This is a genomic window from Maribacter sp. R86514 (genome assembly GCF_044597005.1).
Classification (GTDB): Bacteria; Bacteroidota; Bacteroidia; order Flavobacteriales; family Flavobacteriaceae; genus Maribacter.
Genome location: NZ_CP138999.1, coordinates 3,333,436 through 3,344,730 on the forward strand (window position 1 = coordinate 3,333,436; position 11,295 = coordinate 3,344,730).

The window sequence follows — 11,295 nt, forward strand, 5'->3', positions numbered from 1 at the left end:
AAGGTGAACTAGAAATTTTGATTTAAATTAAAAAATGTTAAAAAATATTATAATAAGTGATAAAATATGTATTTTTGCTTATAACAGTACACACCACGCTACCCTTAAGAACAGCGTCCCAGGGTGTGTCTTTTGCTTTATACACCTTCTTGTTTTTAGAAATTTATTAATAAACTAAATATGTTCAGCAAAAAGGCACTAACCATAAAAGAGCAAATAGAGCAACTTCAACAAAGAGGCCTACATATACCTAACAATTTACTTGCTGAAAAATATTTATCCAATATAAGTTATTACCGATTAGGTGAGTATTGGTATGTAATGCAATTAGATAAGGAACAGCATATTTTTAAACCAAATAGTAAGTTTAAGGATGTGATAGCCCTCTATAATTTTGATGCTGAATTACGCTTACTACTATTTGATGTAATAGAAAAAATTGAAATCAGTTTACGTACCAAACTAATATATCATCTTTCGCATGAAATCGACCCATGGTGGTTTCAAAATTTTGAATTATTTAATGATAGTATGGCTTTAGTTAAAACTTTATCCAATTTACAAGAGGAATTAGAGAGGTCTAAGGATATTACGATTAAAAATCATTTTAAAAATCACAAGGATGACAAACGCTTTCCTCCAGCATGGAAGGCATTGGAGCAAACTAGTTTTGGGGCGTTATCAAAATTATATGGAAATTTAAAACCAACGGTACGTTCTAAAGATATTATAGCACAGGAATTAGGGGCTGTAAACCATACGTATTTGCCGAGCTGGTTACAGTCTATTGCCCAAATAAGAAATTATTGTGCACATCATTCAAGACTCTGGAATAGGAATTTACCAGGAACGGTGAAATTATTATCGAAGCCACCTCACCTATGGATAACCGAAGAGGGAAACATTCCAAAGCAGCATGAATTCAGTAAGCTTTATGTCCATTTGTGCCTTATGAAATATTTAATAAATGTTATCCAGCCAAAAAATAATTTTACTGACCGGTTAGACAATTTATTTACCAAATATCCAAATGTTGATTCTGATGCTTTAGGAATGAAACCTGATTGGACAAAAGAACCACTATGGCAACAACAGTAATTGTAAAATGCTAAAAAGTTCTAAAAAAGCAACGAATTATATCGTTGCTTTTTATTTTACAAAAATCCCGCTAATTCTATGATAAGTCTTCTACTGGTGCCGTTGGAGCGATAGTCTTAACAGCATATATACCGTTTTCACGTGAGGACACAGTTGTATATGTCTCACTTACACCTATGGGCTCTCCGTTTAAGGCTTTTAAGACAAAATAGTATTGGCCATTAGTAGCGTTTTTCCTATCATAACGCTCATCATTTGGAGAATTGCGTTTTACCGAATCAATACCGTTCAAACACCCTTGTTTTGAAGTATATCCTTCTCCATGAAGAATAATTTCACCATTTCTGGCTTTTAGTCTATAGCGGAATTCTGTGCCAGATTTGTAAATCTGGAATTTTGGATTTGTAATTGTACTCATAGATTTGAGGATTTGTATTAATAAAATTATTTTGAACCTTTTTAAGTCATTTTCAGGACTAAATTTCAATATATAATATGCTTGGCGTTTTATAAAAATAATTCGACTATGTAAAAATTAAATATTCTTTAAAAATGACAAGGATGGGGTAAAAAAGTACTCACCGCCTTTCATGGTCACAAAACCGCCTAGGGATTTATCCTCTCTAAGAACACTTGAATCATTGCCCCATTCTTTGAAATATACTTGTCCTCCAGTATCATTTCCCTGACCAATTATCGAATCAATACCATTTGGGCTATTCACTCCACCAGGAAAGCCAGTACTATTAGCCCAAGAGCTTTGCATTAATTCGAATTGACTACCAATATTACTATTATAGGCCATAAAAAGTAAACCAACCCCACTTTCTGCATTTTTGGATAAGTTACCTCCATATGTAATACCACGTCTAGGAAATTGAACACCATCAGGTATTATCGAATTTCTTTGATTCGTTTTTCTTATATGTGACCCAAATGGGCATTTTGAACCGGTTGTTCTATCTGAAGAATAATTAAAGTCATTCATTTTACCTGCCGAAGTAGGTTGCGGTGGCGAAATAGGAATCAATGGAGTGCCATTTCGATAACGTCCTACCATCTGGGCACCGGCGTAATCAACTGAAATTTGCATTTTCTCTGCTAATTTCTGCTCAGCGAGTCTAAATGCTTTTACATTCTGGTCTAGTTTTCTGAAAATCAAATAGCTGCCAAATGAATTTGGGCCCTGACCTCCAGGGTCTTCTACTAAAGCTAAGTTCAGTCTACCTTTTGGATTCCAATTTACTATACTAATTTTTCCATCATCAATTTTATCTGTTAACATGTGGGGTTGCGAAATACCATCAACATATCCAAAGTGTTCTATGTGGTTGCCTTCATTATTTCTTATTCCTTTGCCTATTTCAACGTAAATTGATTTAATTACTTTATTGAGCTCTTTTTTTATTGTTGAAACTCTATTGCGTAAAATTTTTGAGCTTTTATTACTTACTATCATCACCGCGTGCCAATCTTTCTGATATTCCCCTTGCCAAAAATCTATCAAGGGGTCATTAAGGTTTCTTTGTTTAGATTTCATGCCATTTCGAAAGCTGCTATCCGTTGGAGTTTTATGCTCATCAATATCAAGAAATCGATATCCATTCATTGAGAAGCTAAAGTTTATAAAAGTCCTTAGTCCATTACTTTCCCCTGTCTTAAATGCATCGCTATCGGCTTTTTGTTTAGCAGATGAAGTAATCCTGCCTACCAAATAATCCTTAATGAATTTTCGAGCACTTTGCGGGTTTTTGAATTCGATAAAGATATGCGCAGCATTATCTCGAGCATGAGGGGAAAGGATATTCCCCTGTAAATCGAACGACAATCTTTTAAACTCTTCCGAATTAGAGTTAATCGATTGATTTAAGTCAATCATTATATCTTGTTTATTCATAACGATAAGTATTATGTTATTGGTAAAATAGGTTTGGGGTTATATTGCTTATTGCTTAACTTTCTTTTCGTACTCCTTTAAATTTACCTCCAGTAGTCTTTATATCCATGAACTGACCGTTGTCGCTATTTCTCTTCACATATAGCTTTGTTTTAGGATTCAGAACTTGAGAACGATTTCTAACTGCTCCTTTTCTTGCATTGTCACCAACAGGTTTATTCTTTGCCATCTTTATATTATATTTATTTGTTATATATTTGAACTGTCTCTCAAAAGAAACGTTCGTCCCGACAAAGACACGAAATAATTTTTGTATCACCAAAGAAACATTTGTATTTTTAACGAAACGTTATTAACACTTTATCAACATCCTACAATGAACACTACTTTAGATACCGAAAAATTCTCGGAAATGATTAAATCAAAAAGGGGAAGCAAAGGGCTAAGATTACTAGCAAATGAAATAAGTATTAGTGCATCAACATTATCTAGAATAGAACAGGGAAACCTACCTGATATAGATACTTATTTAAAATTGTGTAATTGGTTAAATGTTTCAACGGAATATTTTGTATTAAAGAAAAAGCAAGATGAATTAAAAAACCATGGTGATGTAATAGCGCATCTAAGAGCTGATAAAACATTGCCCTCAACAACGGCAGAAGCATTAATTCAAATGATTAATCTAGCATATGAGTCAGCAAAAAAAGAAGCCCAAATTTAAAAGAGGTTTTAAAAAGTGGTCTGACGATAAATGCTTAGAGTTACGAAAGAAATTGGGGTTGAAGAATATATCTCCACTTTGTGGGTTTGACCTTTGCAAATTTTTTAAAATACCAATTTTAACTCCAGGTGAGATAAAAGGGCAAGACCCTAAGATGCTTAAGCATCTTTTGTCGAATGGAAGTAATGATTGGTCAGCAGCAACAGTTCCGTTAGGTAATGATAAATATTTGGTAATTCACAATAATACTCACAGTCTTCCCAGGCAGCAGAGTAATGTAATGCATGAGCTTGCACATATTATATGTGGCCACAAGGTAGATCAAGATAAGCTAAGCTTGGGGCTATCAGGTTTTTTGAGAGATTATAACGAGGAGCAGGAAAATGAAGCTGAATGGTTAGGTGCGTGTTTGCAACTACCCAGGCCCGCCTTAATTTGGGCGTTAAAAAAAGGAATGTCGGAGAGAGATATTGCAGATTATTTCAATGCAAGTATCGAAATGACCAGGTACCGTATAAATATAACTGGAGTCAAAGCACAACTTCATTACTCAAAGTTGAATCGTTATAACTATCCATGATTATGTAAGAATATAAAATAATAGACAACTCACCTGAAAATGAATTGACAAAGGAGGGCAATACCACCTTACAACAATTGAAAGTAATTTTACCTCAAGACGTCTATGAACGTCTCTTTATTCCCGGAACTATCTCGATCAAAGAAGATGCTGGTAATGAGAGCTATGAGATATCAAAAGTTTAATAAAAGGATAATTTGCGAACAATACTTTAAAGAGGGCAAATTAACCGTTTCTGAAATCTGCGACCGTGTAGGTATCTCGAGGGCAACTTATTATAAGTATTTAAAGCATCGCGGACTTAAAGGGAAATTAAGACCCTATCTAGTAAAAGAATAAATTTTGCAAATATCAATATATAAAGTAAAAATGAAAATAAAATATACACTATTATTTTTAGTCATTATACTCAATAACTCAAAGGCTTTAGCTCAGAGCGAAGATGGAGATGGAGATGAAAGAGTTTTTTTTAATTCTATCGTTTACCTTAAAGATTCAGTTGTGAAAAAGGAAAACAACTACGAAATATATATTAAGGATATTTCCACAGGAAAGATAAAACCCTTTAAATATGCCGTAACAGGATCAGGATTTTTTGTCAGTAAGGACCTAGACTCCTATCTTGTCACAGCTAATCATGTGGCTAATCAAATTTCTTTGGAAGGAGAAATTTACTTTCAAAATGTAGATAATGAAAAAAGAAGCCTGAAGTTAAAAGAGCTAGTAAATAAAAACTCTACTTGGATTTCACATCCTACGGCAGATGTTTCAGTTTTACGGTTAAACATCAATGAAAAGGATAGTATGTATCTTGATGAATTGGGAATATCAAGTTTTTCTTATTCTTCGATAAAAAATGAACTTACTAGCCCTAACAGATTACAGGATTTAACAATTTTCGGCTTTCCATTGTCTCTAGGAGCAATGGGAAACCAAGTTTCTCCGATAACTAAAAAACTTAAGGCTGCAAGTGATATACTTTATTTAAATAGATTTGACAATAAAGTTGCTAATGCTTTTTATTTACTAGATGACCCTAGTATTTCAGGATTTAGTGGTGGTCCCGTTGTTATCATAAAAGAGTCATATGAAAATCCATATTCAAATAAACGAGTTAGAATGAGCCCTGATATTGTTGGTCTTGTTCATGGAACGATTAATGATAAAACCGGTGGTTTTGCCGCAATAGTACCAGCTAAATTCATAGCAGAAACTATTGATTTAGCACCTTCATTTAATGGGAAGTATGTTTATTACTATTCAACCGGTAAGATTTGGAGCGAAAGGATATATAAGAATGGTTTTCCTTGGACAGTTATTTCTAATTTCGATTCTAAAGGAATTGCTCAAGAGATGGGTACTTTAAAAAATGGAAATGGCACACTTATAATTTATAATGAAAAAGGTGAAGTAATATCTGAAGACTCTTATAAAAAAGGGATATTTCAAGGCTCAAATTATGTGAATTTAAAAGGACTATAATCCCTCTAATTACTAAAGTAATATATGTAACATGATATATCTGATAAATAAATACATTCTTAATACCTCTTATTCAAACGTTTATACTCTTAAATTTTGCATTTTGACAACAAATAACCTTCAAATTCACTTATAAGTGAATTTAATTTTTATATTTACAAATAGATGAGTAGTTTTGCACGGCTTAAACACATACAAGATTATGATCAGGTCAGTTACTATTCAGTCTGTGTTGGTGATGACCCTCAAACCTTTGACGACCAAGATTCCTTATATGAATCTTTTTTAAAAACACAAGGTGAAGTTAATAGAAAGAAGGTAATCCATATTATTAACTGGTTAAAAGAAATTGGAGAAAGATATGGCGCGCAAAAACATTTATTCAGAGATGAGCAAAAACAAGGCGAAGCAAATGCACTGCCGCCCGAAGGTACCAATAGAAGACCTACTTATACTGAAGCTGGTAAAAACATACCAAATAACTTAAGGTTATATTGCTACAGATTAAACGAACATGTGGTAATTCTTTTCTCAGGTGCTGTAAAGACTGCAAAATATGCCCAAGATTGCCCAAATGTAAACCCACACTTTGCAGAAGCAAATCGATTGACTAAAGCTATTGATACTGCAATCAAAGAGAAAGATATTAGATGGATAGACAATTTTTCAGATATCGCCTTTGAAGATGACATCATAATGGATTTATAGTTACAAAACCAAAGAATGAAAAAAAACAATATTATTAACGAATGGCTTAATGAGAATAATGACCCAGTCATTGAGCGCCTTGTAAAACGCAATCTAGCTATTGCCAATAAGGTTAGAAACATATTAGACGAAAAAGGTCTTAGCGATAAAGACTTTGCTAAAATGCTAAATAAAACTCCTTCTGAAATTAGCAAATGGTTAAGTGGAACGCATAATTTCACTGGAAAATCCATTATCAAGATGGAATTGGCTTTAGAAGAACGACTTCTACATGTTGAACCTGTGAAAGAATATGTCCATTTAGGTCTAATTAAGGGAACTTGGCAAGAGTCTGTAAATGAATATACCGAAGCGAAATATCAAGAAACAATGCCTGGGAAAGTTGGTTAATGACTAAAAAAACACACCATATCGACCCTTCCAAAATACACCTTAAGCACATAGAGGAGCTATATGCTGATATTGGAGAGTTAATTGGAAATCAAACACCAGTATCTTCATTTGATACCAAAATTGCTCATAAAAGTGCCTTTAATGTTTCTGAAAATTTATTTTTACTCGGTTTGAAAGTAGTTTTTAAGGCTATTGAAATACAAGACCAACCTGAGTGTAGTTTCAGAGTTAATTTTCACTTCCAAGTTGATAATTTGGATAAGATGTTTACTTACAATGAAGAAGATACTCCAGTTTTTCAAGAGAATTTTGTCGCTACCCTTGCTGGTATTTCATATTCTACATTTAGAGGAATGATTTATGAAAAAACTAACAAAACACTTTGGAACGGATTATTGCTTCCAGTAATAAAGCCGTCAATACTACTACAAAGCTGGATTGAGAATGAATAAAGTCATTTAACACAAAAGGTGGTGATTTGAAAAGTCTACTTAAAAGATTCTATGAAAATACCTGAAATAAAACTTATTCCGCAACCCAAAACAGATGAAGCCGAAAAGGCTTTGGGTTATGAATGGAATAAAGAAGCAGGCACTAGACATAAATTAGGTGGGGAACCAGACGGTTTAAGTGAAGAGATGTATCCGAAATGTGTTTCATGTAATTCAAAGATGACCTTTTACGCTCAGATAGATTCTATTGGTGATAAATACGATTTAGCCGATTGTATGGTAATACACCAATTTGTCTGTTTCGATTGCTTTGAGGTAAGCTGTCAGTTAACACAAACAATATTTTAATTAAAGGATGTAAATAATAACAGAATTAGATTTCAATTCTTCTTTAAATATAATTTTTGAATCTGGCAGAATGAATGATGAGCAGTGCTTAAATGATTTAATTTCTAAAACGTATCATTCAGAGATTTGCTCGTTGCTACAAGCTTATGGAGAACGACGGGGTCAGATAGTAAATTTTGAAATAGACATGAATACTTTCACAATAAAAAACAACATCTTATCCTTTTATCTATATTATGACGAATTTATTTAAGAAGGATGCAAAGACATGAACTATTCCAATGACGATATCGGGATTAAGCTAGAAATAAAAAATAATCATTACCATTATTTCCTTATTGGTTCTTTTTGGGACGAAAGACAAGATGAAGAATTATAAATTCTTAAATATATTTAAACGATAGTTTTTAATGTTAGAAACAAAAGAGTTTTAAGGTATAGGTGGTCTCTTATTTCAAATTTATAGACACTTTTACCCTAAACAAAAGATAGAATATGATTTAAGTTTCGTAAAGGAATTTGAATATGATGTAATTCGCCCTGCTTTTGACCAATTTCCTAATTTGAAATTATCCTTTGATAATAAACATATAATTGATGCTAAGTTTTTTGAGTTTTCAATTAGAAATACTGGTGAAATTGATGTCACTAGTCAAATGCTTAGAAAACCCGTTGAAATTGATTTTTCAGGGAAATTCAAGATTCTAGACGCCAAATTAAAAGAAAAGTCAGACGTTATAGATGAAAACTTAGAATTTGATTCTAATAAGTTAACAATCTCTTGGGATACATTGAAACCAAAGGAATCAATTAAGATACAATCCCTAATATGCTTTAATAATTCTGCTGAGTACAACCAACAAGAAAAAATGGACTTTATTAGTTCAATTAATATTCATCATAGAATTGTAGGTATTACTAATATTGGAAAATTTTTGTCTGTTGAAATTGAAACTCAAGGAAGAACAAAATCTTACTATTTAATTCAGGCGTACATAGATTTATTTTTTGCTTTATTATTTTTTAGTTCAATACCACCAATCATGCATTGGATTTTACAATTGATGAATGATTTTTCGTATGAATATGAATGGAAAACAGTTGATATTGTATTTAGTATTTTTTATTTTATTTTAACGCTCTTTCATCTATTCGCCACAATATTTAATTTTGATACTGCAAAAAAGTTTAAATAAACGATTATTATTCTACATTTAAACAGTTCGGTTTTAAGGGAAGCTTACAATGTGGCCAAAAGGTCGTACAAAGACATCAAAAATCTTTTATCTTAGTTCTAAGATAAGTACATAATTATTGTACAGAAACATACGTTGTAGATAATGCCCAAAAAACATTAAGAATAGAATGAACTTTACCAAATATGATTTAGGAAACAAACAAATAGGTGATGTGGTTGAAATAACATTACAAGGAAGTGCTGCCAATGTGCGTCTAATGAATTCATCAAGTTTTCAAAGTTATAAAAATGGAAGAAGACATAGTTATATTGGAGGTTTAGCGAAAAAGTCCCCAATTCGATTAAAAATCCCTAATTCGGGACATTGGTATGTTACAGTTGATATGCAAGGATTGAGAGGAACGACAAGAAGTTCGATTAGGATGATGCCAAGTGCATTACCTGAAATGCGACAACCTTCTTTATCGACAGTTCCATCATTAGTACAAGACAAAGAAAAAGCACCAGAATACGATAACGAAGTAAGAGAATATGATGTTTTTATTTCACACGCTTCAGAGGATAAAGATGAAGTTGTTAGACCTTTAGCCTTAGCTCTAAAATCAGAAGGACTGAAAGTATGGTATGATGAATTTGAAATGAAAATTGGAGACTCTTTGAGAAGAAAAATTGACAAAGGATTAGCAAACAGTCGATTTGGAATAGTTGTTTTATCGAAAGACTTTATTCGCAAAGGTTGGACAAATTACGAACTTGACGGAATTATTACAAAGTCCGTTTCTGACGAACAGGTTATGTTACCGATTTGGCATAATCTGACTAAAAAAGAAGTTATCGATTACAGTCCATCTTTAGCAGACAAATTAGCAAGAAACACTTCATCATTTACTGTGGAGGAAATTGCGACAGAAATTGCAGTAGTAATTAGTAGTCGGTAAAGCATTATGTGCAACAAATAAATGAGGCGTCGAAGTTCAAATAAAGGTAAATAACTATTAAACCAGCATACTAAGGAATACTGCAAATAGTAGTCAAAATAAAAACCCATTTTTTCAATACCGAAACTTAATTATCACATGAACACATTTATTAGATACTATAAAAATATTTTGGTTTTATGGGTAGCCATAGGAATAGGTTTAACTGGCTTTTTCTATATATATCCAGAACATGTAAAAGAAAGAAAAACTTTTTCTACTGGTAGAATAAGTTCCTCAGTAATTAAACGAAACATTTACACAAATTCAAAATTATCGTTATTGGCTACCGTAGTGGGTTCTATTATAATAGGAGGTTTTGGTATTATAGAATCCAACAGAAAAACTAAAGTCTGATTATACAATAAACTCTTTACAGAACGCATCTTTTGTAAAGAGTTTATTGTTTTAGGTGATTTTTAGTATATTCCTTCAAAGTTCAAATAAAGGATGATTTCGAATATCAATTCTAAGCTTGATTCGATGACCATTATCTTTTGGACCTAAGAAAATATGTATCCATTAAATACATTATTATTTGGAAATTTTTATAAAATCACTTTGTAATAAGTTCCAAAAATTGCCATCCAAGTCATTAAAAGATACCATTATCCCAAATTCGGAATATTTTGGTGCATTAATAAATTCGATTTCCGCTGATATCATTTTATAATAATCTTGCCAAAAGTCAACTGAATCCAAACATAAAAAAGCTTTTTGCTTATAAATATTATCATTCTGCTTCTTATTATGGAGTTTATTTTTCTTGACAAGTACTATTCCAATTTGTCTTGAATTTGGTGGTGAAATCATTATCCACCTTTTTCCTGAGTCAGCTTTGATAATATCTTCTATCAAAATAAAATTCAATTTTTTGTATAAAACTCTATTGCCTTACAAAAGTCCTCAACATTTATTTTAAGCAATATATTTTGTTCGAACATTGGTCAACTATTTCAATACAATATATTAATTACATTTCCATTTGTTAACATTATCAAAATCAAGATTAACTTTAAAAAATGTTGTTATAATGGAAGTTTACAGTAAATTTTATTCATTTTTTTGGAAAATTGAAAATTATTTGCCTGTATATAGGGGGTATATTGATATGTAAGCTGCTATACCGAATTAATAAGTACAAATCACAGGAATCAATTTTAAATCAAAGGTACAAGCGACTATTTATTGTAATTCTTGAATATTTTCCTAAAGTGTTGTAGAAAATACTTTATCCAAATGTAACGGTCCAAATTTCTTGGATGAAATTTTATTAAAAATGGAAAAAAAATTAAATTCAATAAAGCGTTGAGTTATGATGGTATGGCTTAATTTGAAAGGGTTTAATACAGGTTAAAATATACCGGTCGACTACAGAATCGCCTTAACTCGCCTATAATTTTAAGCAATTCGCAACAAATTTTCTTTATTCTTTGTG

Annotated in this window: 16 protein-coding genes; 12 read left to right on the top strand and 4 right to left on the bottom strand. The window is 31.9% G+C overall.

The genetic code is table 11. The features are described 5' to 3' along the window. Positions 1-180 precede the first annotated feature (180 nt). Positions 181-1,098, top strand: a complete 918-nt coding sequence (locus SJY30_RS14565) for an Abi family protein (protein ID WP_379935192.1) — start codon at positions 181-183, stop codon at positions 1,096-1,098. A 76-nt stretch (positions 1,099-1,174) separates the two neighbouring features. On the opposite strand, the gene SJY30_RS14570 is transcribed toward SJY30_RS14565, so the two are convergent. From SJY30_RS14570 to SJY30_RS14580, 3 genes are all read right to left on the bottom strand, one after another. Beyond that, positions 1,175-1,516, bottom strand: coding sequence for a YegP family protein (locus SJY30_RS14570; protein ID WP_291960104.1), 342 nt, complete (start codon positions 1,514-1,516; stop codon positions 1,175-1,177). Between the two features lie 117 nt (positions 1,517-1,633). Further along, the gene (locus SJY30_RS14575; protein WP_396632874.1) at positions 1,634-2,995 is read right to left on the bottom strand and encodes a Dyp-type peroxidase; all 1,362 of its coding nucleotides are present in this window, start codon (positions 2,993-2,995) and stop codon (positions 1,634-1,636) included. Between the two features lie 55 nt (positions 2,996-3,050). Next, positions 3,051-3,224, bottom strand: a complete 174-nt coding sequence (locus SJY30_RS14580; protein WP_379935196.1) for a hypothetical protein — start codon at positions 3,222-3,224, stop codon at positions 3,051-3,053. A 147-nt stretch (positions 3,225-3,371) separates the two neighbouring features. Between SJY30_RS14580 and SJY30_RS14585 the strand changes: the two genes are divergently transcribed. The 11 genes from SJY30_RS14585 to SJY30_RS14635 all read left to right on the top strand — a co-directional run bounded on the left by SJY30_RS14585 (position 3,372) and on the right by SJY30_RS14635 (position 10,214). Next, positions 3,372-3,719 carry a helix-turn-helix domain-containing protein gene (locus tag SJY30_RS14585; protein ID WP_291960099.1) on the top strand — a complete coding sequence of 116 codons (348 nt, stop codon included), beginning with the start codon at positions 3,372-3,374 and terminating at the stop codon, positions 3,717-3,719. Then, the gene (locus SJY30_RS14590) at positions 3,688-4,299 is read left to right on the top strand and encodes an ImmA/IrrE family metallo-endopeptidase (protein WP_379935198.1); all 612 of its coding nucleotides are present in this window, start codon (positions 3,688-3,690) and stop codon (positions 4,297-4,299) included. Before SJY30_RS14585 ends, SJY30_RS14590 begins: the two co-directional genes overlap by 32 nt. A gap of 165 nt (positions 4,300-4,464) precedes the next feature. Further along, positions 4,465-4,638, top strand: coding sequence for a helix-turn-helix domain-containing protein (locus tag SJY30_RS14595; RefSeq protein WP_396632875.1), 174 nt, complete (start codon positions 4,465-4,467; stop codon positions 4,636-4,638). A 30-nt stretch (positions 4,639-4,668) separates the two neighbouring features. Next, positions 4,669-5,781 (top strand): hypothetical protein, encoded by a 1,113-nt coding sequence (locus SJY30_RS14600; protein ID WP_396632876.1) that lies wholly within the window; start codon positions 4,669-4,671, stop codon positions 5,779-5,781. A 165-nt stretch (positions 5,782-5,946) separates the two neighbouring features. Continuing rightward, positions 5,947-6,489 carry a hypothetical protein gene (locus tag SJY30_RS14605; RefSeq protein ID WP_396632877.1) on the top strand — a complete coding sequence of 181 codons (543 nt, stop codon included), beginning with the start codon at positions 5,947-5,949 and terminating at the stop codon, positions 6,487-6,489. A gap of 15 nt (positions 6,490-6,504) precedes the next feature. Further along, on the top strand, positions 6,505-6,879 hold the full coding sequence (locus SJY30_RS14610; RefSeq protein WP_116772511.1) for a helix-turn-helix transcriptional regulator: 375 nt from the start codon (positions 6,505-6,507) through the stop codon (positions 6,877-6,879). Continuing rightward, positions 6,879-7,334 carry a hypothetical protein gene (locus tag SJY30_RS14615; protein WP_247098033.1) on the top strand — a complete coding sequence of 152 codons (456 nt, stop codon included), beginning with the start codon at positions 6,879-6,881 and terminating at the stop codon, positions 7,332-7,334. The genes SJY30_RS14610 and SJY30_RS14615 overlap by 1 nt, the downstream gene beginning before the upstream one ends. A 51-nt stretch (positions 7,335-7,385) precedes the next feature. Next, positions 7,386-7,682, top strand: a complete 297-nt coding sequence (locus SJY30_RS14620) for a hypothetical protein (protein WP_396632878.1) — start codon at positions 7,386-7,388, stop codon at positions 7,680-7,682. 563 nt (positions 7,683-8,245) lie between these two features. Further along, positions 8,246-8,878, top strand: coding sequence for a hypothetical protein (locus SJY30_RS14625; protein ID WP_396632879.1), 633 nt, complete (start codon positions 8,246-8,248; stop codon positions 8,876-8,878). A 169-nt stretch (positions 8,879-9,047) separates the two neighbouring features. Next, positions 9,048-9,818, top strand: a complete 771-nt coding sequence (locus SJY30_RS14630) for a DUF1883 domain-containing protein (RefSeq protein WP_396632880.1) — start codon at positions 9,048-9,050, stop codon at positions 9,816-9,818. 138 nt (positions 9,819-9,956) lie between these two features. After that, the gene (locus tag SJY30_RS14635) at positions 9,957-10,214 is read left to right on the top strand and encodes a hypothetical protein (protein ID WP_396632881.1); all 258 of its coding nucleotides are present in this window, start codon (positions 9,957-9,959) and stop codon (positions 10,212-10,214) included. Between the two features lie 177 nt (positions 10,215-10,391). Here SJY30_RS14635 and SJY30_RS14640 read toward each other — a convergent pair whose 3' ends face one another. Next, a complete protein-coding gene (locus tag SJY30_RS14640) occupies positions 10,392-10,715 on the bottom strand; it encodes a hypothetical protein (RefSeq protein WP_396632882.1) in 324 nt (107 codons plus the stop codon). Positions 10,716-11,295 lie beyond the last annotated feature (580 nt).

Excerpts from the sequence above, each read along its gene's own strand:
- SJY30_RS14605 (WP_396632877.1), top strand. The coding sequence starts at position 5,947 with ATGAGTAGTTTTGCACGGCTTAAACACATACAAGATTATGATCAGGTC.
- SJY30_RS14580 (WP_379935196.1), bottom strand. The coding sequence starts at position 3,224 with ATGGCAAAGAATAAACCTGTTGGTGACAATGCAAGAAAAGGAGCAGTT.
- SJY30_RS14635 (WP_396632881.1), top strand. The coding sequence starts at position 9,957 with ATGAACACATTTATTAGATACTATAAAAATATTTTGGTTTTATGGGTA.
- SJY30_RS14630 (WP_396632880.1), top strand. The coding sequence starts at position 9,048 with ATGAACTTTACCAAATATGATTTAGGAAACAAACAAATAGGTGATGTG.
- SJY30_RS14575 (WP_396632874.1), bottom strand. The coding sequence starts at position 2,995 with ATGAATAAACAAGATATAATGATTGACTTAAATCAATCGATTAACTCT.
- SJY30_RS14595 (WP_396632875.1), top strand. The coding sequence starts at position 4,465 with ATGAGATATCAAAAGTTTAATAAAAGGATAATTTGCGAACAATACTTT.
- SJY30_RS14615 (WP_247098033.1), top strand. The coding sequence starts at position 6,879 with ATGACTAAAAAAACACACCATATCGACCCTTCCAAAATACACCTTAAG.
- SJY30_RS14610 (WP_116772511.1), top strand. The coding sequence starts at position 6,505 with ATGAAAAAAAACAATATTATTAACGAATGGCTTAATGAGAATAATGAC.
- SJY30_RS14570 (WP_291960104.1), bottom strand. The coding sequence starts at position 1,516 with ATGAGTACAATTACAAATCCAAAATTCCAGATTTACAAATCTGGCACA.
- SJY30_RS14590 (WP_379935198.1), top strand. The coding sequence starts at position 3,688 with ATGAGTCAGCAAAAAAAGAAGCCCAAATTTAAAAGAGGTTTTAAAAAG.
- SJY30_RS14620 (WP_396632878.1), top strand. The coding sequence starts at position 7,386 with ATGAAAATACCTGAAATAAAACTTATTCCGCAACCCAAAACAGATGAA.
- SJY30_RS14565 (WP_379935192.1), top strand. The coding sequence starts at position 181 with ATGTTCAGCAAAAAGGCACTAACCATAAAAGAGCAAATAGAGCAACTT.
- SJY30_RS14600 (WP_396632876.1), top strand. The coding sequence starts at position 4,669 with ATGAAAATAAAATATACACTATTATTTTTAGTCATTATACTCAATAAC.
- SJY30_RS14585 (WP_291960099.1), top strand. The coding sequence starts at position 3,372 with ATGAACACTACTTTAGATACCGAAAAATTCTCGGAAATGATTAAATCA.